Origin of the sequence: Lentzea aerocolonigenes, assembly GCF_000974445.1 — a bacterium.
Lineage (GTDB): Bacteria > Actinomycetota > Actinomycetes > Mycobacteriales > Pseudonocardiaceae > Lentzea > Lentzea aerocolonigenes.
In genome coordinates, this window is record NZ_BBOJ01000007.1 from 344,424 (window position 1) to 369,204 (window position 24,781).

Genomic DNA, 24,781 nt, shown 5'->3' on the forward strand with positions numbered 1-24,781 from the left:
AGTTGAGACAACGATGAGTACAAGCGACTTTCGTACGGTTCTCAGCCGGCGAGCGCGAAAAGTTCGTCCGGGCGGCCAGACTGCTTGAGCACCGCCAGGGACTGCTTCTCCAGCTGACGAATCCGCTCGCGGGTCAGCCCGAGCTCCTCGGCGACCTCCTGGAGCGTGCGCTCACGCCCGTCCTCCAGGCCGAAGCGCAGACGCAGGATCCGCACCTGCCGTGCGGGCAGGACGTCCAAGAGGGACCGCACGCCGTCGGTGAACTCCTGGCGCTCCACGAGATCCGGCGCCGACACGCCGTCGGTGTCCTGGATCAGGTCGCCCAGCACCGAGTCGCCCTCGTCGCCGACCGGCGTCTCCAGCGACACGCAAGTGCGTGCCGCGTCACGGAGGTCCTGGACGCGGCTCGCGGAACACTTGGCCTCGGCGGCGATCTCCTCGACCGTGGCCTCCCGGCCCAGCGCCGCGGAGAGCTTCTGGCCGATCTTCTTGAGCTTGTTGACCTCCTCCACGACGTGCACCGGCAGGCGGACCGTGCGGGTCTGCTCGGCAAGACCCCGTTCGATCGCCTGACGGATCCACCACATCGCGTAGGTGGAGAACTTGTAGCCCTTGGCGTAGTCGAACTTCTCGACCGCGCGGATCAGTCCGAGGTTGCCCTCCTGCACGACGTCCAGGAACGGCAGCCCGCGGAACGAGTGCTTCTTCGCGACCGACACGACCAGGCGCAGGTTCGCGCGGATCATGTGATCCTTGGCGCGCTCGCCGTCGGCGGCGATGCGCCTGAGCAGCCGGCGATCGTGCGAGCTGTCGCCGGTCTCCAGGAGGTGCGCCGCGTAGACACCGGCCTCGATGCGCTTGGCGAGGTCGACCTCTTCGGACGCGGTGAGCAGCGGCGTGCCGCCGACGTCGCGCAGGTACTGGCCGACCAGGTCCGCGTCCTGCTGCCCGGACACGCGGTTCTTCAGATCTGCGGGCATGACAAATCCCCCGTTTCCGTTGGCAGGAGTGGCAGCCGGAAGTGGCTGCCTCACGTGTAACGGTTCAGAGGCCTTGGTCATTCCGCGGTTCGGGCTGTGACCTCAGCCTCACCTTCGTGATCGCGTGGTGCTCGACGGCCAGCACCTCGACCTTCCAGCCGGAGACCTCCACCACGTCACCGGGTTCTTCCGGGATGCGGCCAAGGAGCACCAGCACCAGACCCGCGATCGTCGCGTACGGACCGGCAGGCGGGTCCCGCAGCTCGACGCCGACGTCCGCCAGGTCGTGCACCGGGAACGTGCCGGGCAGCTCGATCGAGCCGTCCGCCTCCGCCCGCACCGCGACCACGTCCGAGTCTGTCTCGTCGTAGATCTCGCCGACGATCTCCTCGAGCAGGTCCTCCAGCGTCACGATGCCGTCGACCGCGCCGTGTTCGTCCACGACGAGTGCCATCTGTTCGTGCTCGGCCTTCATGCGCCGCAACGCGTCCGTGACGCGCACCGAGTCCGGCAGGACCATGGGCACCCGCGTCACGTCCGCGAGCGCCACGTCGTCGTCGAGCAGATCGCGCAGGTTCACCACGCCGACCACGTCGTCCAGGTGACCGTCCTTCGTCACCGGGGCCCGTGAGTGTCCGGACCTCGCCAAGATTTCCCGCGCGGTCGCGGTGTCCAAACCTGCGTCGAGGACGGTGACCAGGCGGCGCGGGACCAGGACCTCGCGCAGCTTGCGTTCGTGGATCTCCAGCGCGCCGGTCATGATCGTGCGCTGCTCCGGGTTCAGATGCTGTTGCACCTCAACGAGATCACGCAGTTCCTCCGCCGACATCTGCTCGTCGTCGGCGTCCGGGTCGCCGCCGAAGATCCGGACCACGAGGTCGGTCGACTTGCTGAGCAACCACACCACCGGCCGTGACACGGTCGACAGCAGGTCGAGCGGGCGAGCGATGATCTTCGACCAGCGCACCGCGTACTGCATCGCCAGGCGCTTGGGCGCCAGTTCCCCCAGGACCAGCGTGACAAACGTGAGAATGACGGTGACCAGCGCGATAGCGACCCCGTTCGCCGCTGCACCGAGGAACTCCAGCAACGGCACGAGGGGCTGCGCGAGAGAGACGGCAGCCGTCGCCGAGGCGAGGAAACCCGACAGCGTGATGCCGATCTGGATGGTCGCGAAATACCTGTTCGGATCGCGTGCGAGGCGCACGAGCGTGTGGCGTCCTTCGCGCTCCAACGACCGCAGCTGCCCTTCCCGCAACGACACCAGCGCCATCTCGCTGCCCGCGAACGTCGCGTTCAGCAACACCAGCACAGCGACCAGAGCGAGGTTGAAGCCATACCCGTCCACACGTTTGGGGTAGCACGCGTGGTGGTATTTCGCACCCTGACGGCCATCTTGAGCAGCCAGGAGGGCCCTCAGGCAAACGAGGTGGGGAAAGAGATGGATGCTCCCGAGGTGCTCAGCACCTCCGCGAGGACCGTGTACGCCCTGCCGGAGGACAAACCCGATCTGGCCGCCGTGCGCGCTTGGGCGTGCAGTCTTGTCGGAGATGTCTCTGAGGACGTTCGGCTCGACGTGCTCCTCGTGTGCACAGAACTCGCCAGCAACGCCTACGAGCACGCTGAGGGGCCACGGACCGTGCGGGTGCATAGGCAAGCCGACGTCATCCGCATCGAGGTGGACGACCACACTCCGGCCGAACTTCCGCACTTGGGCGAGTCACGGCTCGGTGATTCGCGGGGGCGTGGACTGCTGTTGATCGCCCAGATCTCACGTTGCTGGGGCACGCGCGACTTCGCCGGTGGCAAGACCATCTGGGCAGAGGTGAGCGCATAGGTCGTCTGTGCGTTTCGCACAGAAAAGTCATGACACCGCACGGATGGGTCTTGCCGGGCGCCGCCTCGACTCTTGAGGCATGACGACAACGGTTTCTCCAGCGGTCAGGCCGCTGGTGCGCCACGGGTTCGAGATGCTCGCGGCGATGCTGATCGGGATGGCGCTGCTCGGGCCCCTGTGGACACCTGAGCGCGTCGAGCTCGCCGCCCTGTGGATGGCGGTGTCGATGTCCGTGCCCATGGCGTTGTGGATGCGCTATCGCGGCCATGGCCGGATCTTCGAGATGTCCGCGGCGATGTTCGTGCCGTACCTCGTGCTGTTCGTGCCGTACTGGCTCGGCGCGCTCGACGGTGATGCGGTGGAGATGGGCGGGCACGTGCTGATGCTCCCCGCGATGGTCGCCGTGATGATCCGCTATCGGCACGAGCACGGGACACCTACTACGAATCGGGTCATACGCGCGTTGGGCGATCGTTGGCCGATGGTTGTTGCTCTGGCCCTGTCGTTCGACTTCTGGCAGACGCCGCTCGTGCCTCCCGTTTGGACGCTGCTGCTGTGCCAGGCGGCGTACCTGGTCTGGGGCCGACGCGCGCCACGGCTGCAACTGGCGGTGTTCGGTGTGTACCTCGTGCTGGCCGCTGCGGTGATCGTGGTGTCGCCTTCGCTCGGGGTCCTGCTGATCGCTCTGGGATGGGGCGCGCACGCCGTGTGGGACCTCGTGCACCACGTCCGCAACGCCGTCGTGCCCCGGTGGTGGTCGGAGTTCTGCGGAGTGTTCGACCTGGTCGTAGCGGTCACGATCCTGCTGAAGTGGTTCTAGGCTGATGGCGATGAACGATCTTCCGCACACCGCGCTGCGCGGAACCCTGCACGTGCTGTGGGCGAGCTGTCTCGTCGTGCCGCTGATCGCGGTGCTGCGCGAACCGTCCGCCACGCGCTGGCTCGGCGTGCTCGGGCTGCTGGCGCTGGCCGTCGCGTACGCGGTGACGTTGCGCGGCGGCCCCGTCTGGGTGCTCGTGGCGGCGACCCTGGTCTCGATCCCGCTGGTGGCACCCGTCGGTCCCCGCGAGATGTCGACGTGGGCGTGGATCGGCGGCGCCGCGGCCGGTTTCGCGCCACTGCTGCTGACGGGCGTGTGGCGGTGGTTGGCGGCGATCTGCGCGGTCGTGCTGACGGGCGTGGTCGGCGCCTTCGTGGCGCACTACGCCACGACGTACCAGATGATCGCGGTGGCGGTCGGGGCGACGATCCTCGCGATGGCGGGCCTGCCGATGTGGTTCGCCGGCCTGCTGGCCCAGGCACGGGCGGGCCGTGAGGCGCAGGCGGAACTGGCGGTGAGCGAGGAACGGCTGCGGTTCGCCCGTGACGTGCACGACCTGCTCGGCCACCGCCTCACCGTGATCGCGCTGAAGGCCGAACTGGCCGGCCGGTTGGCCTCGACCGATCCGGAGCGGTCGTCCGTCGAGGCGTTCGAGGTGCAACGGCTCGCCTCCTCGGCGCTGGAGGAAGTGCGCGACGCGGTGCACGGCTACCGCGCGGTGAACCTGCCCGAGCAGCTGGAGGCCGTGCGGAACGTGCTGCGGGAGGCGGGCATCCGTTGCACCGTCACGAAAGTCCCGGTGCACGGCGAGAGCGCCACCCAACTCGCGCTGGCGCTGCGCGAGGCGTGCACGAACGTCCTGCGCCACAGCCACGCGACGTGGTGCATGATCGACGTCGCGGTCGTGGACGGGGAGGTGCGGATGACCGTCACGAACGACGGCACCGAGAAGCCGTCCGGTTCCGGCAACGGCCTGCGCGGCATGAGCGAACGTCTGGTCGCGGTGGGAGGCAAGGTGTCCGTCGAACAGTCGGCCGACTCGTTCACACTGCAGGTCGTGGTGCCCGCGTGATCAGGGTGCTGCTGGCCGACGACGAGGAGCTGATCCGCGACGCCCTAGCGGCCCTGCTGGACCTGGAACCGGACCTGGAGGTGGTCGCCAGGGCCGGCGACGGCAGGGCGGCCGTGGAGGCAGCCCGCGCCCACCGCCCGGACGTGGCCGTGGTGGACCTGCAGATGCCCCTCCTCGACGGCCTGGAGGTCACCGAGGAACTGGCGCGGGCCCTGCCGTCGTGCGCGGTGGTGATCCTGACCGGCCGAGGCAGACCCCCACACCTGCAACAGGCCCTGCAGGCGGGAGCGAAGGGCTTCCTGCCCAAGGGCTCCCCCGGCGGCACACTCGCCGACGTGATCCGCCGCGTCCACTCGGGCTCGCGCTGGGTGGACCCGGCCCTGGCAGCCGACGCGCTGGCCGCACCCCCGTGCCCGCTGACGCAACGGGAGCTGGAAGTGCTCAGGCTGAGCGAGTTCGGGACGCCGGTGGCGGAGATCGCCGCGCGCACCTCGTTGTCGGCGGGGACGGTGCGGAACCACCTGGCTGCGGCGGTGGCCAAGCTCGGGGTGGGTGGCCGGGCGGACGCTTTTCAGGTGGCGCACGAGCACGGGTGGCTCTAGCGGCGCGGTGAGGGCGGCGCGACGGGGCGGGGGCCCAACTCCGGCGGCCGACGTGAGCCGGCGGGCTCGGCAGCACTGTCGGCGTGGCTTGAGCGGGCGACGCAGGTCGGCGGGCTCGGCGACATTGTCGGCGCGACTCCCGCGGCCGACGCAGGCCGGCGGGCTCGACATCGTCGGTGTGGCCTCAGCGGGCGACGTGAGTCGGCATGCTCGGCAGCATTATCGGCGCGACTCCCGCGACCGACGTAAGCCGACACGCTCGGCAGCACTGTCGGCGTGACTCCCGCGGCCGACGTAAGCCGGCGGACTCGGCAGCGCTGTCGGCGCGACTCCTGCGACCGACGTAAGCCGGCACGCGCGGCGACATTGTCGGCGCGGCTTCAGTGGGCGACGTGAGCCGGCGGACTTGGCCACGTTGTCGGTGACGTTCCACCGGCCGCGATGGACCGGCGAGCTCGCGTTGATTCCCGTTGAGCACGCCGTTGTCCACACGGGTCGCCGACCACGTGTCCGCCGCGGTCCCTATCTCGTTGCGCGACCGGCCCAGCCGACACCCGCCAGCCGACGCGCGCTCTAGCCGCCCTCCCCCGACGGCCCCGACGTGAGCACGTCGAACGCGTGCCTGCGGTGCTCCGCGAACAGCTTCAGCGCCCCGTCTACGTTGCCCAGCCTCAGCGCCGCGACCAGGTCCCGGTGCTCCTCGCGGATCTGCTCGAGGTAGCCGTGCGTGCTCACGTTCACCCGCGTGATCAGGAACAGGTGCACCTGCGACCTGATCGCCTGCCAGGCCTGGGTCAACCGCGAGTGGGCGGCGGCCGCGTACACGGCGTCGTGGAACGCTATGTCGCACCGCACCATCTCGTGTGGGGTGTCCGCGCGGTCCATTGCGGTGGCGGCCTTTTCGATCAGCTCCAGTGACTCGTCGGAGGCCTGGTCGACCACTCTCCGGACGGCCAGGACCTCCAGTGCGCCGCGCAGGCTGTCCAGTTCGGCCACGTCTTGCACGGACAGGGCCGTCACCGTTGCGCCGCGGTGCCATTCGGTGCGCACGAGGCCCTCTCGTTCCAGCGACTGCAGCGCCTCGCGGATCGGGCCTCGGCTGACCTTCAGGGCCTCCGACAGCTCCACCTCCCGCAGGGGCGCGCCCGGTGCGTAGCGGCCGTCGAAGATCGCCTCGCGGATCACGTCCGCGACCTCGCTGCTCAGGCCTCGCCTGCGTGCAGGTCCCACCGTCATGTCGCAATGTTAACAAGCACACAGGTTGCCCGCTTGTCTCAATGTTAACATTCCTACATGCCGAACATCCCACGCTTTCACCTCGCCATGCCCGTTGACGACCTCGACGCCGCGCGCCGCTTCTACGGCGAGACGCTCGGCCTGGAGCAGGGGCGCAGCTCGGACACCTGGGTCGACTGGAACCTGCACGGCCACCAGTTCGTCACGCACCTCGCCCCGAAATCGGGGGCGGGACGGGTCAGCAACCCCGTCGACGGGCACGACGTGCCGGTGCCCCACTTCGGACTGGTCCTGACCGTGCCGGAGTTCCAGGTCCTGGCCGAGAAGCTTCAGGGCGCCGGAACGAAGTTCGTCATCGAGCCGTACGTGCGGTTCAAGGGTGAGCCGGGCGAGCAGTGGACGATGTTCCTGCTGGACCCGGCGGGCAACGCGCTCGAGTTCAAGGCGTTCGCGGACGACTCCCAGGTGTTCGCAGTCTGATGTCACAGGTCTGAGGACTCCAGCCCTAAGGCTCCAGCCTGAAGACCCCAGGCCGAAGACCCAGCATGAGGACTCAACGCGAAGACACAGCGCGAAGACCCAGCCTCAACCACTGAAGGCCGAACCCTAAAGGCCCGTTAAAAATCTTGCACGTCGCGCAAGTTTCGGTAGCGTGGGAGTGACGCCGAGCCACGACCTGGTCACACCGGGTCAGACAGGGAGAGGCCATGACCACGGCCGAGCGGCAGCGCAGCGCTCAGGAGCTCATCCGTCCGCAGCTGCCTTCCGAACTCACCAAGCGCGACGGATGCCCGTTCGACCCGGCCAGCGGGCTGACCGAGTTGAGCGGGCAGGGGCGGATCCACCGGATCGAGCACAACGGTGAGACCGTCTGGCTCGTCACCGGGCACGAGGAGGCGCGGGCGGTGCTCGCCGAGCCCAGGATGAGCTCCGACCGGATCAACAGCCCCCGCGCCAGGAAGCTCATCTCGCCCGAGCTGCACGCCGAGCTGTTCCCGCCGCAGCGCAGGGCCGGGTCGTTCATCTTCATGGACGCCCCCGAGCACACCCGTTTTCGCAGGCTGCTGACCGGCCAGTTCACCGTGCGGCGGATGCGGGACCTGACGCCGCGGGTGCACGAGATCGTCACCGCGCAGCTCGACGCGATGATCGAGAAGGGGCCGCCCGCGGACCTGGTGCACGACTTCGCACTGCCGGTGCCGTCGCTGGTGATCTGCGAGCTGCTGGGCGTCGACTACGGCGACCGCGACGAGTTCCAGCGCCGCACAGCCAAGCTGCTCAGCCTCACCACGACCATCGAGGAGCAGATCAAGGTCAACACGGACCTGGGCCTGTTCATGCGGTCACTCGTCCGCGACAAGCAGAAGAACCCGGGAGACGACCTGTTGTCCGGGCTCGTCCGCGACACCGACCTCAACACCGACGAGCTCACCGGCATCGCGAACCTGCTGCTCATCGCCGGCCACGAGACGACGGCCAACATGCTCGCGCTCGGCACGTTCGCACTGCTGGAGCACCCCGACCAGTTCGCCAAGCTGCGCGAGCACCCGGAGCTCGCCGAGAACGCGGTCGAGGAGCTGCTGCGCTACCTGTCGATCATCAGCATGGGCGTCTCACGGCACGCCAAGGAGGACGTCACGATCGGCGGCGCCACCATCAAGGCCGGCGAAACGGTCGTAGTGTCGGTGCCGGCCGTCAACCGGGACGCGAGCCAGTACGACAACCCGCACGAGCTGCTCGTCGACCGGCCGCGCGGGCACCACGTGGCGTTCGGGCACGGCATCCACCAGTGCCTCGGCCAGCAGCTGGCGCGCGTGGAGATGACCGTCGGCTTCACCGAACTGCTGCGCAGGCTGCCGACGCTGAAGCTCGCCGTCCCCGCGGACGAGGTGCCGCTGCGCACCGACATGTCGATCTACGGAGTGCACAAGCTGCCTGTCAGTTGGTGAACCCCGTCAGTTGGTGAACACAGTCAGTTGATGAACACGCTTACCTGGTGAAACCGGTGCCGAGCTGGTCGATCATCCGGCCGATCAGCTCGGCCGCCGTGTACCGCTCCGAGGCCTGCGGCGTGTCCAGCCACCACTGCACGACGGCGCGCAACGTCGCGAGGATCGTGGACGCCGTCACGGCCGGGTACGGGTCCACCGAAGCGTCGAGTCCGCACCGTTCCGCGATCACCGCGGTCAGCTCCTGCTCACGGGCGGAGTAGGCGGCGAACACGTGCGGCAGCAGTGCCGGGTGGCGGCGCAGCTCCCGCGACCGGCGGAGGCGTTCGAGGTCGACGTGCTGCGGGTAGATCGACTGCAACGCCCCGCGCAACGCGACGAGGACCGGTTCGTCGGCGGGCCTGGCCGCGAACTCCCGCACGAACGTCTCGGCCGTCTGCTTGTCGCCGGCCATGACGGCTTCCTCTTTGGACGAGAAGTAGTTGAAGAACGTCCGCAGCGACACCCCGGCCGCCCGCGCGATCTGCTCCACCGTCACCCGGTCGAGGCCGTGCTCCACGCACAGGCTCCAAGCGGCTTCCCCCAGAGCTTCCCTGGTAGCCGCCTTCTTGCGTTCGCGCAGGCCCGTCATGGCGGAAAGATTAAAGCGTCCCGGAAATTGGTGTAGACCTTGTCACTCGAGCGAGCACCTCACTACGGTCCGTGAGAACGCTCTCACGACCTACGGAGGACCGGGTGCGCCTACTCGGAGTCGTCGTACTGGCCGGCGCCCTGCTCACCGCCGGACAGGCCCATGCCTCTCCCCCGCGAGCAGCCGCCCCATCAGCGTCCCAATCAGCGTCCCAATCAGCGTCCCAATCAGCGTCCCAATCAGCGTCCCAATCAGCGTCCCAATCAGCGTCACGGCCGACCGTCACGCTGATCACCGGAGATCAGGTGCTCACCGGCCAACGGGCGATCAGACCAGCACCCGGCCGTGAACAGGTCATGTTCACGACCTACACGGCGCAGGGCCACGAGTACGTGGTGCCGAACGACGCCATACCGCTGATCGCGAACGGCCGTCTCGACGAACGCCTCTTCGACGTCACCGAGCTCGCCACGTACAGCGGCGCGCTGCCGGTGATCGTCACCTACCCCGAGGGCACCCTCAACGCCCAATCCGGCACCAAGCTGAACAGCATCAACGGCGTCGCGTTCGACGCTGCCAGGACGCCGGTTGTCGGAATGTCAACATCCACCAAGTCGACATCCGGCCTGTCGACATCGGGCCTGGCAACACCCAGCTTGTCAACATCCGGAATGTCAACATTGGACATGTCGGCCTCCGGCATCAAGAAGATCTGGCTCGACGCCAAGCGCAAGGCGACCCTCGACCGCAGTGTCCCCCAGATCAACGCCCCCGCGGCCTACGCGGCGGGCTTCACCGGCAAGGGCACCACCGTCGCCGTCCTCGACACCGGCGTCGACCAGACCCACCCCGACCTCGCCGACCGCGAGATCGCCGAACGCAACTTCACGTCCTCCCCCGACGCGGGCGATCACTACGGCCACGGCACGCACGTGGCGTCGATCATCGCGGGCACCGGCGCGAAGAGCGGCGGCAAGTACCGCGGCGTGGCGCCGGACGCGCGCATCCTCGACGTGAAAGTCCTGGGAGACAACGGGTCCGGTCAGGACAGCCAGATCATCGCCGGTGTGGAGTGGGCCGTCGAGCAGGGCGCCCAGGTCGTCAACATGAGCCTCGGCGGCTACGACACGCCCGAGATCGAGCCCCTCGAAGAGGCCGTCAACCGCCTCACCGCCGACAAGGGCACGCCGTTCGTGGTCGCCGCCGGCAACAGCGGCCCCACCACCAGCACCATCGGCTCGCCCGGCACCGCCGACGCCGCGCTCACCGTCGGCGCCGTCGACGACCAGAACCGGATCGCGGAGTTCTCGAGCCGCGGCCCCACCAAGGCGGGCGCACTCAAACCCGACCTCACCGCGCCCGGCGTCGGCATCGTCGCCGCCCTGCACTCCGACGGCAGGATCGGCCCGCCCGTCGCCGACGGCTACACCTCCCTGGACGGCACGTCGATGGCCACGCCGCACGTCGCGGGCGCGGCGGCCCTGGTGCGCCAGCAGCGCCCGGACCTCACCGGCGCGACGCTCAAGGCGAGCCTCACCGGCAGCACCACGCCGACGGCGAACCTGACGCCGTTCGAGCAGGGCTCCGGCCGCGTCGACGTCGCCAGGTTGATCAAGCAGAACGTGACCTCGAACCCGGCGAGCATCAGCTTCGGCTCCCACCGGTGGCCGCACTCGGGCAAGCTGACGAAGGAGATCACCTACACCAACGCGGGCGCGGAACCCGTCACCCTCGACCTCACCACCGAGACGAACGGCAGCCTGTTCAGCGTCTCCCCCGCGAAGCTCACCGTTGCTCCCAACGGCTCCGCGACCGCCACGGTCACCGCGGACATCGCCCGACAACCGGCCGGTGGCGTCTTCGGCGGCGCGGTGGTCGCGAGCGGCGTGCGCACGGCCGTCGTCGCCGATCTGGAGGTCGAGAGCTACGACGTCACGATCACCGGAACCGAGCGCTCCGGAGCGAAGACGAACTCGACCTTCGCGTTCCTGATCAACGTCGACACCGGCGCCCGCGTCTGGCCGAACAGCGAGACCGGCGTCGCCCGCCTCGCCAAGGGCCGCTACGTCCTCACGGGCAGCGTCATGTCGTCCAGCGGCCCTTACACCCACGACGTCATCAACTACCCGAACCTCACCGTCACCGGCGCCACGACGATCGACCTCGACGCGCGGCAGGCGAAACCGGTGCAGGTGAAGCTCCCGGTCAGCGCGCGACTGTCGTTGCTGCAGACCGGTTTCGAACGCATCGTCAACGGCACGAGCTACACCATCGGCAACTTCTCCGTCGGCGGCGTGATCGACCACCTCGGTGTCGCGAGCCTCGGCCCCGACTCGGCCGAGGTGACCGGCAAGATCGCGACGTTCTGGAACGCGGGCCCCGACTTCTACGGACTCGCCTGGTACCGCAAGGGATCCGCGCCGAACGGCCTCACCAGGACCGTCTCGAAGAGAGACCTCGCCACCGTCAAGGTCGACATGCCGGCACTCAAGCCGGGCCAGCACGCCAGCATCGGCCACACCTCGGCACCCGAGGGCCGCGCCGACTGGAACTACGGCTCGCTCGACAACCTGGCCCCGGGCCCGCGCACCGAGTACTACGGCGGCGAGGGCGGCGACTGGTCGCGCAGGTTCAACCTGTTCGACGACAGCGGCAACATCGGCGCACTCGTCGGTCCGCTCAGGCACTACCGGCCTGGCCGCAGCTACCTGGAACCGTTCAACCGCGCGGTGTTCGGCCCAGCGCTGCCCGAGACGAGGGACGTCCCGCACTCGTTCCGCACCGGCGACCTGATCCGGATCACCGTCCCGCTCCACGGCGACAACGCGGGCAACGAGGGCTACAGCCCCGTCACCGAGGCCAGAACCACGCTGTACCGCGACAACGTGAAGGCCGTCGAAACGGCCGAGGCCGGCTGGGCACTGCTCGACGTCGAACCGGGCGCCGCGAACTACCGCCTGGAGACCACAGCCACGCGCGAGAACCTGTTGAGCACCAAGGTGTCCGGCGTCTGGACGTTCCGCAGCGACACGACGGCCGAGCGGACAGCGCTGCCGCTGAGCGTCATCCGCTTCACCCCGCAGCTCGACGACGACGGCTACGCCCAGGCCGGACGGATGCTGGCGGTGCCGATCTCGACCCAGTCGCAGACCGGCTCGGTGAGGATCACGTCCGTCGAGGTCTCCTACGACAACGGCACGACGTGGCGCCCGACCCCGGTCACGAGCAACCGCGTGCTGCTCGCCCACCCGAGCAACGCCAAGTCGGTTTCCCTGCGGGCCAAGGCGTCCGGGCACGGCCAGACCGTGGAACAGACGATCATCAATGCCTACCTGCTCCGCTAGCCTAAGGATCATGGGGACGGCGGCGCGTGAACTGACCGACGACATGGTGCTCGACCACTGCGCGCCGCCGCCCACCAGGAACTCAGCCCACACGGTGACCATCCCCGGCCGCCACGTCGCCGACGTCGCGCGGCACCCCGACGGACGGCTCGCGGTGATCACCTGGTCCAGCCCGAAGATCGACCCCGGACTGCTCAACCCCGCGCTTCACGTCGTCGAGACCGACGGCACCGTCGTCGATCTCGGCGCCACACCCGTCGACGCGGGCAACCCGGTGTGGTGGGGCGACGAGGTCGTCTACCTCGCCCTGACGCCACCGCACGTCCAGGGCGGCAACGCGGTGTTCGACCAGCGCCACCGCAACCTCACCGCGGGCATGCCGGCCTGCCCGGTCGAGCTGGTGCAGGACGACGGCGACGCGCCGGTCGTGGTGGTCGCGACCGGACTGGACACCGAGTTCCACCGCCTCGGCGGGGGCCTGCTCGCGCGCATCAAGGGTTCGCACAAACGCAGGAACGACTTCATCGAAGACATCCCTTGGGGCACACAGGAACGCCTTCGTTACCGCGCGCAGGACGGGCTGGAGCTCGACGGGCTGCTCGTGCTGCCACCAGGCAAGACTCGGGACGACGGGCCGTTTCCTCTCATCACCCTCGTCCACGGCGGCCCCTACGACCGCTGGGCCGACGACCTCCAGCTCCAATGGGTGCCGTCGGCGCAGTGGTTCGCGCACCAGGGGTTCGCGAGCTTCCTGCCCAACCCCAGGGGCAGCCTGGGCAGAGGGCACGAGTTCGCCGCGAGCGTCTCCAAACGGGTCGGGCAGGAGGAGTGGCACGACATCGAGACCGGCATCGACCTCCTCGTCGAGGAAGGCGTCGCCGATCCCGGCCGGCTCGGCATCTCCGGCTGGAGCCACGGCGGGTTCATGGCCGCCTGGGCGACCACGCGGACCGACAGGTTCAAGGCCGCGCTCGTGGGCGCGGGCATCGCCGACTGGCCCAGGCTGATCGCGACGGGCGAGTGGGGGACTTTCGAGGCGGCACTGGGCGACGGGCCGGAGCACAGCCCGCTCACCTACGCGGACCGGATCCGCACACCGTTGTTGATCGTGCACGGCGCGGACGACACCAACGTCCCGGTGGAGCAAGCCGAACTGCTGCACGGGGCCGTGAAGCACTCCGAACTCGTCGTCTACCCCGGCGAGGGGCACTCCCTCAGAAAGCGTGAGCACAGGTTGGATCTGCTGAACCGAGCCAGAAGGTTCTTCGCGAAGCTCTGACACTTGCGCAACGCTTTCGCAAGCAATGCAAACTCGTAGCAAGCCAGTGCAAGCGAAGCCCATCGACCCGGGCTCAATTTTGAGCGGACGTTCGGAGGCGAACCTCCCGCACCTGCCATCACCCAGCCGCTGGTGATCGCCCCTGCGCCGCCCACGACGGGGCTCAACCGCCCGAACAGCGACACATCTTTCCTGTTCAGAGCATGATGTCGCAAATTTGCGCAATCACGTCGACATATTGCGGTAATCTGCTGGGCACTTCTACGGTGAGGCGCGCCACACCCCCTCGCGTCCCCACCGAGAAGGGCCAAGCACGCCATGTCACCGACGACACGCGTTCGCTCCCTGCTAGCCCCGCTGACAGCACTGATCACCGCCGCGGCCACCCTGACCGTCTCCCCAGCCGCGCAGGCCGCGCCGGTGAGCCTGGAACTGCGGAAGCAGACCCGCATCGACCAGGTCACGCTCTCCGCCCCGAGGAACAGCACCGAAACGTTCGCCGTGCAGACGAGTCTCGACGGCAGAGGCTGGTCGATGCTCGTCGCGGAGGCGCCCCACGCCTTCTCCAACGGCAAGGTCACGTTCCAGGTCGACCCGACGCTCGTGAAGCACGTCCGCGCCACGAAGACCACAGCCAAACTCGAGGTCCACGAGGCCGCGGTCAGCGCCACACTCCAGGCCACGTACAGCGCCAGCAGCACCAACCAGAGCTACGGGCCCGGCAACGCCGGTGACGGCGACCAGGGCACGTACTGGGAGAGCGCGAACAACGCGTTCCCGCAGTGGATCCAGGCCGATCTCGGCGCCGCGCTGAAAGCGGACCAGGTCGTGCTGAAGCTCCCGGCCGCGAACTGGGGCACGCGCACGCAGACCCTCGCCGTGCAGGGCAGCACGGACGGAAACACCTTCACCGACCTGGTGCCGAGCAGGGGGTACGAGTTCAACCCCGCTGCGAACAACACCGTCACCATCGGCTTCACCGCGGCCACCACGCGGTACGTCCGGCTGCGGATCACCGCGAACACCGGCTGGCCTGCGGGTCAGATCAGCGAGTTCGAGGTCCGCGGTCCCACGACCGGTGACACGCAGGCGCCCACCGCACCGGGCAGCCTCGCCTTCACCCAGCCCCAGGCCGGGCAGATCCGGCTCACCTGGAACGCGAGCACGGACAACGTCGGCGTCACCGGCTACGACGTCTACGCCAACGGCAGCCTCCGCAGCACGGTCACCGGCACCACCTACACCGACAGCCAGCCCGACGGCCTGCGGGTGACCTACCACGTGATCGCGAAGGACGCGGCGGGCAACCAGTCCCCCGCCAGCAACTCCGTGACGCGGGAAGGGGCCACCGGCACGAACCTCGCGCAGGGCAAGCCCGTCACGGCCAACAACAACGTGCACAACTTCGTCGCGGCCAACGCCAACGACGGAAATCTGGGCACCTACTGGGAGTCGGGCGGCTTCCCCGGCACGCTGACCGTCCAACTTGGATCGAACGCGGACCTCAGCTCGATCGCCGTCAAGCTCAACCCCGACGCGATCTGGGGCGCCCGCACGCAGAACGTCGAGGTGCTCGGCCGCGAACAGAACGCCACCGGCTTCACCAGCCTCGTCGCGGGGCGCGACTACCGCTGGGATCCCGCCAGCGGCAACAGCGTCACGATCGGACTGGCGGCGCGCGTCGCCGACGTCCAGCTCCGCATCACGTCCAACACGGGCGCGCCCGGCGCGCAGGTGGCGGAGATCCAGGTGTTCGGCACCCCTGCCCCGAACCCCGACCTCACCGTCACCGGCACGTCGTTCACGCCGTCGAGCCCGGTCGAGACCGACCAGATCACGTTGAACGCGACCGTCCGCAACGCCGGCAGCGCCGCGTCCGGAGCGACCGACGTGACGTTCTTCCTCGGCACCACCGCGGTCGGCACGGCACAACTGAACGCGCTCGCGGCCGGTGCGCAGGCAGGCGTCAGCACGACGATCGCGGCACGTCCGGAAGGCTCGTACCAGTACACCGCCAAGGTCGACGAGACCAAGAAGGTCGCGGAGCAGGACGAAACCAACAACGCCAGGCCGCACCCCGACCCGCTGGTCGTGACGCCGGTGCCGAGCTCCGACCTCGTCGCCGTCCCGTCCTGGTCGCCGAGCAACCCGGGCAACGGCCAGAACACCACGTTCAGCGTCGCGCTCAAGAACCAGGGCACGCTCGCGTCCGCGTCGGGCGCCCACGGCATCACGGTCTCGATCCTGACCAGCAGCGGCCAGACGGTCCGCACGCTGACCGGCAGCCACACCGGCACGATCAACGCGGGCGCCACGACCGCCGCGGTCACCCTCGGCACCTGGCAGGCCGCCGACGGCCGCTACACGATCCGCACGACGATCGCGAACGACGGCAACGAGATCCCCGCCAAGCAGGGCAACAACACCAGCGAGCAGTCGTTGTTCATCGGCCGCGGCGCGAGCGTCCCGTGGCAGCACGTGGAGGCCGAGGACGCGACCGCCGGCGGTGGCGCACAGGTCCTGGGTCCCAACAGGACGATCGGCGATCTCGCCGGTGAGGCGTCCGGCCGTCGCGCCGTCACGTTGAACGGCACCGGCCAGTCGGTCGAGTTCACCACATCGGCACCCACCAACACCCTCGTCACCAGGTTCTCGATCCCGGACAGCTCCGGTGGCGGCGGCATCACCTCGACCCTCAACGTCTACGTCAACGGCCAGTTCCACAAGGCCATCGACCTGACGTCGAAGTACACGTGGCTCTACGGCAACGAAGCCGAGCCGGGCAACTCGCCGGGTGCCGGCGGGCCGCGCCACCTCTACGACGAGGCGAACGTGATGCTCAACCAGACGTTCCCGGCGGGCACGAAGATCAAGCTGCAGAAGGACGCGGCCAACACCACGAACTACGCGATCGACTTCGTGAACTTCGAGGAAGCCCGCGCCGCCGCGAACCCCGACGCGGCGCGCTACGCCGTGCCCGCCGGGTTCACCCACCAGGACGTGCAGAACGCGCTCGACCGCGTCCGCATGGACACCACGGGGAACCTGGTCGGCGTCTACCTGCCCGCCGGCACCTACCAGACGGCGCAGAAGTTCCAGGTGTACGGCAGGGCGATCCGGGTGATCGGCGCAGGTCCCTGGTTCACCCGGTTCCAGGCGCCGTCCAGCCAGGAGAACACCGACATCGGCTTCGACGCGCAGTCGTCCGCGAGTGGCTCGACATTCAGCGGGTTCGCCGTGTTCGGCAACTACACCGCGCGCATCAACGGGCCGGGCAAGGTGTTCAACTTCGCCGGCGTCCAGAACACGACCATCGAGAACATCTGGGTCGAGCACATGATGTGCCTGTTCTGGGGCAACAACGTCGACAACAACACGATCAGGGACAGCCGCATCCGCGACATGTACGCCGACGGTCTCAACATGACCAACGGGTCGGCGGGCAACCGGATCTCCAACATCGAGGCGCGCTCGACCGGTGACGACGCGTTCGCGCTGTTCGCCGCCACCGACAACGGCGGAAGCGGCCAGCAGAACAACACCTTCGAGAACCTGAGCGTGCTGACGCCGTGGCGCGCTGCTGGTCTGGCGGTCTACGGCGGCAAGCTCAACACGTTCCGCAACATCTACGTGGCGGACACGCTCACCTACTCCGCCGTGACGATCAGCTCGCTCGACTTCGGTTACCCGATGGAGGACTTCGGGCCGGAGCCGACGACGTTCAGCGGGCTCACCCTGGTGCGGTCCGGCGGTCACTTCTGGGGTGCGCAGACGTTCGGCGCGATCTGGATGTTCTCGGCCTCCAAGAAGTACACGGGGATCCGGGTGAGCGACGTCGAGATCATCGACCCGACGTACAGCGGAATCATGTTCCAGACCAAGTACAACGGTGCCGCCGAGAACATCTTCCAGGACACCGTCCTCTCCAACGTCAGCATCTCGGGTGCGCGCAAGAGCGGCGACCAGTTCGACGCCAAGTCCGGCTTCGGCCTGTGGGCCAACGAGATGCCGGAACCGGGCCAGGGCCCTGCCGCCGGCGCGGTGACGATCAACGGCATCCGCTTCAGCGACAACTTCCAGGACATCCGGAACACGACCTCCACTTTCACGATCACCATCAACTGATTTCCCTGCCGTGAAGGAAAATTCGATGAAATCCACGCTCATGAAGCGTGCGGTGAGTGCTGCACTCGTCACCGCACTGACACTGTTCGGACTGACACCGACGGCAGGAGCAGCGGTCGTACGGCTGTCCGCGAACCTGACCGCGTCGAGCACCAACGGCCCGTACGGCGCGGGCAACGCCGGTGACGGCAACCAGGGCAGCTACTGGGAGAGCACGAACAACGTGTTCCCGCAGTGGATCCAGGCCGACCTGGGCGCCGCGCGGGACGTCAGCAAGGTCGTGCTGCGACTGCCCTCGAACTGGGAGCAGCGCACGCAAACGCTTGCCGTGCAAGGAAGTCAGAACGGCTCGCAGTTCAGCGACCTCTCCGGGTCGAGCGGCAGGGTGTTCTCACCCGCCTCGAACAACACGGTGACGCTGGACTTCGCGGCGACCAGCGCCCGGTACGTCCGCGTCACGATCACCGCGAACACCGGCTGGCCCGCCGGGCAGCTCAGCGAGTTCGAGGTGCACGGCGAGTCCGGTCCCGTCGACCCGCCACCGGGCGACAACCTGGCCCAGGGCAAGCCGGTCGAGGAGTCCGGGCACGTGCACGACTTCGTGGCGGCCAACGCCGTCGACGGCAACACCGGCACGTACTGGGAGTCGAACGGCTTCCCCGGTCACCTGACCGCGAAGCTCGGTGCCAACGCGGACCTCACCTCGGTCGTCGTGAAGCTCAACCCGGACCCGGTCTGGGGCGCGCGCACGCAGAGCTTCGAGGTGCTGGGCCGGGAGTCGAGCGCCACGGCGTTCGCGACCCTGAAGGCACGCGCGGACTACCGGTTCGACCCGGCGAGCGGCAACAGCGTCACGATCCCGGTGACCGGCCGGGCCGCGGACGTGCGGCTGCACTTCTACTCGAACACCGGCGCGCCCGGTGGCCAGGTCGCCGAGTTCCAGGTCTTCGGCGCCGCCGCGCCCGCTCCCGACCTGACCGTCACGAACCTGACGTGGACGCCGTCGAGCCCGACCGAGGCGGACACGATCAGGTTCACCGCCACCGTGCGCAACGGCGGGACAGTCGCGTCGGGTGCGACGACCGTCAACGTCACGCTCGGCGGCACCGTCGCGGGCACCGCGCAGGTCGGCGGGCTCGCTCCCGGAGCCACCGCCGCCGTCACCGTCGACGCAGGCCGGCGGGGTGCCGGGTCCTACGCGGCCGCGGCCACTGCGGACCCGGCCAACCAGGTCGCGGAGACCAACGAGGGCAACAACACCTTCACCTCCGGCTCTCCCCTGGTCGTCGGCGCGGCACCGGGACCGGACCTGCAGATCACCGGCATCACGCCGAACCCGTCGTCACCGGCGGCGGGCCAGCAGGTGACGTTCGCGGTGCAGGTCACCAACCGCGGCACCTCGGCGGCGGGCGCGTCGGTCACGCGCGTGGTCGTCGGCAGCAGCACCCTGAACTCCAACACCGGCACCATCAACGCCGGTCAGACCGTCACCGTCACCGTCGGCTCGTGGACCGCCACGAACGGCGGCGCCACGGCGACCGCGACCGCCGACGCCACCGGTCAGGTCGCGGAGACCAACGAGAACAACAACACCGCCACCAGGTCCATTGTGGTCGGACGCGGCGCGTCGGTGCCGTTCACGAGCTACGAGGCCGAAGCCGGCCGCTACCAGGGCCAGCTGCTGGAGGCCGACGCGAAGCGCACGTTCGGGCACACCAGCTTCGGCAGCGAGTCGAGCGGGCGCAAGTCGGTGCGGCTCGACGCGCAGGGTCAGTTCGTGGAGATCACCTCGACGGTCAGCACGAACTCGATCGTGGTCCGCAACTCGATCCCGGACGCGGCCGGTGGCGGCGGCCAGGAAGCGACGATCAGCCTGTACGCCAACGACCAGTTCGTGCAGAAGCTGACGCTGTCGTCGCGCCACAGCTGGCTCTACGGCACCTGCGACGACCCGGAGTGCCTCACGAATCGGCCGGGTGGCGACGCCCGCAGGTTGTTCGACGAGTCGTCGTCGTTGCTCGCCAACACCTACCCGGCGGGCACCCGCTTCAAGCTCCAGCGCGACGCGGGTGACAGCGCGCAGTTCTACGTCATCGACCTGATCGACCTGGAACAGGTCGCGCCCGCCGCGCAGAAGCCCACCGAGTGCGCGTCCATCACGCAGTACGGCGCCACGCCCAACGACCAGACCGACGACGCGGACGCGATTCAGCGGGCGGTGACCGCCGACCAGAACGGCGAAATCCCGTGCGTCTGGATCCCGGAGGGCAAGTTCCGGCAGGAGAAGAAGATCCTGACGGTGTTCAACAGCGGTGGCTACAACCAGGTCGGCATCCGCAACGTCACGATCCGCGGCGCCGGCATGTGGCACTCGCAGCTGTTCTCGCTGACCCAGCCGCAGGACGCGAACACGATCAACCACCCGCACGAGGGCAACTTCGGGTTCGACATCGACGACAACACCCAGATCTCGGACATCGCGATCTTCGGTTCCGGCCGGATCCGCGGCGGTGACGGCAACGCCGAGGGCGGGGTCGGCCTCAACGGCCGGTTCGGCAAGAACACGAAGATCACGAATGTGTGGATCGAGCACGCCAACGTCGGCGTGTGGGTCGGCCGCGACTACGCGAACCTGCCCGACCGCTGGAACCCCGGTGACGGCCTGCAGTTCAGCGGCATGCGCATCCGCGACACCTACGCCGACGGCATCAACTTCACCAACGGCACCAGCAACTCCACGGTGTTCAACTCGTCGTTCCGCACCACGGGCGACGACGCGCTGGCGGTGTGGGCGTCGAAGTACGTGAAGGACCAGAACGCGGACGTGGGCAAGAACAACGCGTTCCTCAACAACACGATCGCGTTGCCGTGGCGTGCCAACGGAATCGCCATCTACGGAGGTGCGAACAACCGCGCGGAGAACAACATCGTCTCCGACACCGCCAACTACCCGGGCATCATGCTGGCGACCGACCACGACCCGCTGCCGTTCTCGGGGACGACATTGCTCGCCAACAACGCCCTGTACCGCACGGGTGGCGCGTTCTGGGGTGAGGCGCAGGAGTTCGGCGCCATCACGCTGTTCTCGCAGAACCTGCCGATCCCCGGCGTCGTCATCCGGGACACGGAGATCCTCGACTCCACGTTCGACGGCATCCAGTTCAAGGGTGGCGGCAGCGGCATGCCGGACGTCGCGATCACCAACGTGCGGATCGACAGGTCGAACAACGGCTCCGGCATCCTGGCGATGGCCCAGGCTCGCGGTTCGGCGAGGCTGACGAACGTGACGATCACGAACTCGCGCGACGGCGACATCCTGATCGAACCCGGCTCGCAGTTCATCATCAACTAGATCACCTTTAGAACCACCTCCGGCCGGGTATTCCCTGGCCGGAGGTGGTGTCACATGTCCGCGGTCGTGGTCGGTTTCGACGGTTCGGACCTCGCGAGGCGTGCCGCTCTCTGGGGCGCCGAGGAAGCTTCCCGGTGCGGTTGTGCTCTCCAGGTCGTGCAGGCGGTTCGCGCGCCACTGCCCGAGCCCGTTTTCGCGCCGATGTCCGCGCCGGTGCCGGAGTTCGTCACCGAGGAGACGATGTCCCGCGCCGCCGAGGACCACCTCGCCGAGCTCGCGGCCGAGATCAGGCAGAACTGGCCGGATCTCCAGGTGTCCACGCGCGTGCAGATCGGCCGCCCCGCCGAGGTGCTCGCCGGCGAACCCGGCGACCTGCTCGTCCTCGGTTCCTCCGGCCGGACCGGCATCGCGGAGATGTTCCTCGGTTCCACCGCGGCCGAGCTGGTGTCGACCGGCGGGCGTCCCGTCGTCGTGACGCGGTCCGGGCCCGTGGACGGGCGGGTCGTGGTCGGTGTCGACGGTTCCGAGACCTCGACGGACGCGATCGCGTTCGCCTTCGCGTTCGCCGCGAGGCACGGCCGTGAGCTGCTGGCGATCCACGCGTTCAACGACGTCGGCTGGGCCGAGCTGCCCGAGCAGGACGTCGACCACGTCCGCGTGGACCTCGCGAAGCTGCTCGACGAACAGCTGGCGTCGCACCTCGCCCGTCACCCCGAGGTGCACGTGGCGCAGGAGGTCGCGTTCGACGCTCCCGCGCGCGCGTTGCTCCAGGCGGCCGACGGCGCTGCGCTCATCGCGGTCGGAAGTCACGGCCGCGGCGCGGTGAAGCGTGCGATCCTGGGTTCAGTGAGCCACGCTGTGCTCCACCACGCGCCGTGCCCGGTCGCCGTGGTTCATCGGAGGTGACGCGAGATGCGCGGGTTAGCGGCCGTGCTGTTGTGTCTGACGTTGGCTGGGTGCGCGGGTCAGGTACCACCGCCACAGCTGCCCGCGTCGAGCACTCCCACCACTGACACGTCGACGCCGAGCATCCCCGCTCCGCCGACGCCCTCGCCGACGCTGCTGTCCACGAGCCCGTCGCGGGCGCTGGACCTCATGACGGTGCGGGGAACCGTGTCGACGGGTGTGGAGCCGGGATGCGTCCTGCTCGACACCGGCTCGACCCAGTACCTGCTGCTCGGCGCCGACCCCGCGATCGCCGTGGCGGGCGCGCAGGTGGAGGTGACGGGGAAACCCGATCCCGGTGGGATGACGACCTGCCAGCAGGGCACACCGTTCGCCGTCGTGAAGACCCAACGCGTCAGTTAGAACCCTTCACAGTTCTTCCAGCTCTTCGCGCCAGTCCGTGAACGGGTCGGCGAACTCGAGCTCGTCCGCGAGGGCGAGCTCCTCGTCGGTCGCCAACGCGTCGGTGAGTGCGGCCGTGATCGCCTCGGGCGAGGCGGAGGCCGTGATCACCACGACCTCCTGCACCCGGTCGCCCGGCCACGGCCCGAGGTTGCCGACCCGCAGCGAGCCGCCCGCGGACTCGAGCCACAGCGCCTCGTCCGGCTGACTGACCACCCACACCCGGCCGCGAGTCCGCACCACGCCGTCGAGCAGGACGTCCATGGCGTGGTGCAGGCGCATCGGGTGGAACGGCCGCCGCTCGCGGAAGCGGACGACGTGCACGCCGTGTTCCGCTGTGAACGGCGGCTGGCCGTGCAGCAGCGATCCGTAGCCGTCGTCGAACGCTCCGCGCCGGGCGCCGTCCGGGATGGCGGCGAACAGTGCGGGCACGTCGAGCGCGGCGAGGTCCTGCCGCGGCGCGAGCGGGTTGAGCCGGTCGAGCACTGCGTCCAGCACGGGGTCGGTGCCGGTGACGACCAGCGCGTCGGCGAACTCGGCCTGGCCCACCACGACCTGGGAGACGGTCCGCTCGTCACCCTCGGCCGCGGCCCTGCCCCGTTCGGCGAGCGTCGCGTCGCCCGTCGCGTCGGCCAGCCACGTGGCGTGGTCGACGACGGTGACAACGGCCTCGACGTGGACGTCGGTCTCGCTCAGGGCGAAGCACACGGCCTCCGGTTCGAGCACGGGGTCCAGGTGCACGATCACCTTGCGGTCCAGCTGCTCCAGCAACGGGATCAGGTCGAGCCGCAGGGTGCACGACACGCACCCGTGCGCGAGTTCCAGCACCGTCAGCACGCCGTCGACCCAGCGCCGCACGACACCTTCGGCCAGCCCGCTCAGGTCGTGGCGGACCAGCACCGATTCCGGAGTCACGCGCCAGATCTCGTCGGCCACGTCGTGGCTCGCGAACCCCGCTACCAGTACGACCTCGGTTCCCATGCCCGCAGCCTAAATGAACATGATTGTCATTTCAACTCTGGGCTCCGATGTGGACGGTCTGCACGCGGCCGTCGGGCCGGCCGTCAGGCGTGCTCGTGCAGGTCGGCGAGGTCCCACTCCGGCAGCGGGTCCTCCAGCGTGCGCCAGAACTCCGCGCCGGCCGCGAACTCCTCGTCGGTCAGCAACGCCGGTTCCAGACGGCGGCGCGGCTCGTCGAGGTCCAGGCCGACGCCGATGAGGACGAGCTCCTGCCGCGCCTGCGGAGAGTCCAGCAGCTGCCCCGGCTCCAGCGTGAGGTTCGGACCCGCCTGCGACCACACGGCCAGCACGTCGGGGCGCGTGGCGATGTGGCAGAAACCCTTGCTGCGCAACACTCCGTCCCAATCGGACAGTGCCGCCACCAGCCGGGCCGGGTGGAACGGCCGTGCGGCACGGAAGGCGACCGACCGGATGCCGTACTCCTCGGTCTCCGGGGTGTGCCCGCCCGCCAGTTCCTGAGCCCAGCCGGGAGCCTGTGCCGCGGTGATCGGGTCGTAGCGGCCGGTGTCGAGGACCTCGCCCAGGTCGACGACGCCGCGGCGGGTGTGCAGCAGACGGGCGGCGGGGTTCAGCCTGCGCAGCACCGCGTCGAGGGTCGCGAGCTCGTCAGCGGTGACGAGGTCGGTCTTGTTGACCACCAGCAGGTCGGCGAACTCGACCTGGTCGACGAGCAGGTCGGAGATCGTGCGCTCATCCCCTTCGGCGGCGGCCAGGTCGCGGTCGGCGAGCTGATCACCGGTCGTCAGCTCGCACAGGAAGCCCGCCGCGTCCACGACGGTGACCATCGTGTCCAGCTGGGCGTGGTCCGACAGGCTCGTGCCGTCCTCGAACGTCCAGTCGAAGGTGGCGGCCACCGGCATCGGCTCCGAGATGCCGGTCGACTCGATCAGGATCGTGTCGAACCGGCCGGACCGCGCCAGCTCCCCGACGCTCTCGAGCAGGTCCTCCCGCAACGTGCAGCAGATGCAGCCGTTGGTCAGCTCGACGAGCCGTTCCTCGGTGCGGTCGAGACTGCCCTGGCCGGCGACCAGGGCGGCATCGATGTTGATCTCACTCATGTCGTTGACGATCACCGCCACCCGCCGCCCCTCCCGGTTCGCGAGCACGTGGTTGAGCAACGTGGTCTTCCCAGCGCCGAGAAAACCGGACAGGACGGTGACGGGTGTACGCCTCATACGGACATGATA

General features: G+C 68.9%; 18 protein-coding genes. 12 read left to right on the forward strand and 6 right to left on the reverse strand.

All coding sequences use genetic code 11. The features are described 5' to 3' along the window. Window positions 1-41: 41 nt before the first annotated feature. Together AOM45_RS16135 and AOM45_RS16140 are read right to left on the reverse strand one after the other, a co-directional pair. A complete protein-coding gene (locus AOM45_RS16135; protein WP_051784198.1) occupies window positions 42-980 on the reverse strand; it encodes a sigma-70 family RNA polymerase sigma factor in 939 nt (312 codons plus the stop codon). Between the two features lie 64 nt (window positions 981-1,044). Continuing rightward, window positions 1,045-2,328, reverse strand: coding sequence for a hemolysin family protein (locus AOM45_RS16140; protein ID WP_030470559.1), 1,284 nt, complete (start codon window positions 2,326-2,328; stop codon window positions 1,045-1,047). 93 nt (window positions 2,329-2,421) lie between these two features. Between AOM45_RS16140 and AOM45_RS16145 the strand changes: the two genes are divergently transcribed. From AOM45_RS16145 to AOM45_RS16160, 4 genes are all read left to right on the forward strand, one after another. Further along, complete coding sequence (locus AOM45_RS16145; protein WP_063757127.1) at window positions 2,422-2,817, forward strand: ATP-binding protein; 396 nt, start codon at window positions 2,422-2,424, stop codon at window positions 2,815-2,817. A 79-nt stretch (window positions 2,818-2,896) separates the two neighbouring features. Beyond that, on the forward strand, window positions 2,897-3,637 hold the full coding sequence (locus AOM45_RS52885; RefSeq protein ID WP_030470557.1) for a hypothetical protein: 741 nt from the start codon (window positions 2,897-2,899) through the stop codon (window positions 3,635-3,637). A 10-nt stretch (window positions 3,638-3,647) separates the two neighbouring features. Beyond that, window positions 3,648-4,709, forward strand: coding sequence for a sensor histidine kinase (locus tag AOM45_RS16155; RefSeq protein ID WP_201779983.1), 1,062 nt, complete (start codon window positions 3,648-3,650; stop codon window positions 4,707-4,709). Continuing rightward, window positions 4,706-5,311, forward strand: coding sequence for a response regulator transcription factor (locus tag AOM45_RS16160; RefSeq protein WP_030470555.1), 606 nt, complete (start codon window positions 4,706-4,708; stop codon window positions 5,309-5,311). Before AOM45_RS16155 ends, AOM45_RS16160 begins: the two co-directional genes overlap by 4 nt. Before the next feature lie 573 nt (window positions 5,312-5,884). Here the strand turns inward: AOM45_RS16160 and AOM45_RS16165 are convergent. Continuing rightward, window positions 5,885-6,547, reverse strand: coding sequence for a GntR family transcriptional regulator (locus tag AOM45_RS16165; protein WP_030470554.1), 663 nt, complete (start codon window positions 6,545-6,547; stop codon window positions 5,885-5,887). 57 nt (window positions 6,548-6,604) lie between these two features. On the opposite strand from AOM45_RS16165, the gene AOM45_RS16170 reads away from it, so the two are divergent. Continuing rightward, entirely contained in the window at window positions 6,605-7,027 is a 423-nt protein-coding gene (locus tag AOM45_RS16170; protein WP_030470553.1) for a VOC family protein, read from the forward strand. 227 nt (window positions 7,028-7,254) lie between these two features. Continuing rightward, entirely contained in the window at window positions 7,255-8,496 is a 1,242-nt protein-coding gene (locus AOM45_RS16175) for a cytochrome P450 (protein ID WP_030470552.1), read from the forward strand. 40 nt (window positions 8,497-8,536) lie between these two features. Here AOM45_RS16175 and AOM45_RS16180 read toward each other — a convergent pair whose 3' ends face one another. Beyond that, complete coding sequence (locus tag AOM45_RS16180) at window positions 8,537-9,127, reverse strand: TetR/AcrR family transcriptional regulator (protein ID WP_030470551.1); 591 nt, start codon at window positions 9,125-9,127, stop codon at window positions 8,537-8,539. 356 nt (window positions 9,128-9,483) lie between these two features. Here AOM45_RS16180 and AOM45_RS16185 point away from each other — a divergent pair, with 356 nt between their 5' ends. The 6 genes from AOM45_RS16185 (at window position 9,484) to AOM45_RS50895 (ending at window position 22,535) form a co-directional block, all read left to right on the forward strand. Then, entirely contained in the window at window positions 9,484-12,471 is a 2,988-nt protein-coding gene (locus AOM45_RS16185; RefSeq protein ID WP_156094134.1) for a S8 family peptidase, read from the forward strand. 10 nt (window positions 12,472-12,481) lie between these two features. Then, a complete protein-coding gene (locus tag AOM45_RS16190; RefSeq protein WP_051784195.1) occupies window positions 12,482-13,750 on the forward strand; it encodes an alpha/beta hydrolase family protein in 1,269 nt (422 codons plus the stop codon). 318 nt (window positions 13,751-14,068) lie between these two features. Beyond that, window positions 14,069-17,875 (forward strand): discoidin domain-containing protein, encoded by a 3,807-nt coding sequence (locus tag AOM45_RS16195; protein ID WP_051784194.1) that lies wholly within the window; start codon window positions 14,069-14,071, stop codon window positions 17,873-17,875. A gap of 25 nt (window positions 17,876-17,900) precedes the next feature. Continuing rightward, a complete protein-coding gene (locus tag AOM45_RS16200) occupies window positions 17,901-21,227 on the forward strand; it encodes a CARDB domain-containing protein (protein WP_030470547.1) in 3,327 nt (1,108 codons plus the stop codon). A 54-nt stretch (window positions 21,228-21,281) separates the two neighbouring features. Then, window positions 21,282-22,133: a universal stress protein gene (locus AOM45_RS16205; protein ID WP_030470546.1), complete on the forward strand. Its 852-nt coding sequence runs from the start codon at window positions 21,282-21,284 to the stop codon at window positions 22,131-22,133. Window positions 22,134-22,139: 6 nt separating this feature from the next. Beyond that, on the forward strand, window positions 22,140-22,535 hold the full coding sequence (locus tag AOM45_RS50895; protein ID WP_030470545.1) for a hypothetical protein: 396 nt from the start codon (window positions 22,140-22,142) through the stop codon (window positions 22,533-22,535). Between the two features lie 6 nt (window positions 22,536-22,541). Here AOM45_RS50895 and AOM45_RS16215 read toward each other — a convergent pair whose 3' ends face one another. Beyond that, a complete protein-coding gene (locus tag AOM45_RS16215) occupies window positions 22,542-23,555 on the reverse strand; it encodes a CobW family GTP-binding protein (RefSeq protein WP_030470544.1) in 1,014 nt (337 codons plus the stop codon). An 83-nt stretch (window positions 23,556-23,638) separates the two neighbouring features. Further along, window positions 23,639-24,769 (reverse strand): GTP-binding protein, encoded by a 1,131-nt coding sequence (locus AOM45_RS16220; protein WP_030470543.1) that lies wholly within the window; start codon window positions 24,767-24,769, stop codon window positions 23,639-23,641. Between the last annotated feature and the right edge of the window lie 12 nt (window positions 24,770-24,781).

Coding starts and splice junctions, on each gene's coding strand:
- AOM45_RS16190 (WP_051784195.1), top strand. CDS start 12,482: ATGGGGACGGCGGCGCGTGAACTGACCGACGACATGGTGCTCGACCAC.
- AOM45_RS16145 (WP_063757127.1), top strand. CDS start 2,422: ATGGATGCTCCCGAGGTGCTCAGCACCTCCGCGAGGACCGTGTACGCC.
- AOM45_RS16180 (WP_030470551.1), bottom strand. CDS start 9,127: ATGACGGGCCTGCGCGAACGCAAGAAGGCGGCTACCAGGGAAGCTCTG.
- AOM45_RS50895 (WP_030470545.1), top strand. CDS start 22,140: ATGCGCGGGTTAGCGGCCGTGCTGTTGTGTCTGACGTTGGCTGGGTGC.
- AOM45_RS16135 (WP_051784198.1), bottom strand. CDS start 980: ATGCCCGCAGATCTGAAGAACCGCGTGTCCGGGCAGCAGGACGCGGAC.
- AOM45_RS16215 (WP_030470544.1), bottom strand. CDS start 23,555: ATGGGAACCGAGGTCGTACTGGTAGCGGGGTTCGCGAGCCACGACGTG.
- AOM45_RS16175 (WP_030470552.1), top strand. CDS start 7,255: ATGACCACGGCCGAGCGGCAGCGCAGCGCTCAGGAGCTCATCCGTCCG.
- AOM45_RS16170 (WP_030470553.1), top strand. CDS start 6,605: ATGCCGAACATCCCACGCTTTCACCTCGCCATGCCCGTTGACGACCTC.
- AOM45_RS16185 (WP_156094134.1), top strand. CDS start 9,484: ATGTTCACGACCTACACGGCGCAGGGCCACGAGTACGTGGTGCCGAAC.
- AOM45_RS16205 (WP_030470546.1), top strand. CDS start 21,282: ATGTCCGCGGTCGTGGTCGGTTTCGACGGTTCGGACCTCGCGAGGCGT.
- AOM45_RS16195 (WP_051784194.1), top strand. CDS start 14,069: ATGTCACCGACGACACGCGTTCGCTCCCTGCTAGCCCCGCTGACAGCA.
- AOM45_RS16165 (WP_030470554.1), bottom strand. CDS start 6,547: ATGACGGTGGGACCTGCACGCAGGCGAGGCCTGAGCAGCGAGGTCGCG.
- AOM45_RS16155 (WP_201779983.1), top strand. CDS start 3,648: ATGAACGATCTTCCGCACACCGCGCTGCGCGGAACCCTGCACGTGCTG.
- AOM45_RS16220 (WP_030470543.1), bottom strand. CDS start 24,769: ATGAGGCGTACACCCGTCACCGTCCTGTCCGGTTTTCTCGGCGCTGGG.
- AOM45_RS52885 (WP_030470557.1), top strand. CDS start 2,897: ATGACGACAACGGTTTCTCCAGCGGTCAGGCCGCTGGTGCGCCACGGG.
- AOM45_RS16200 (WP_030470547.1), top strand. CDS start 17,901: ATGAAATCCACGCTCATGAAGCGTGCGGTGAGTGCTGCACTCGTCACC.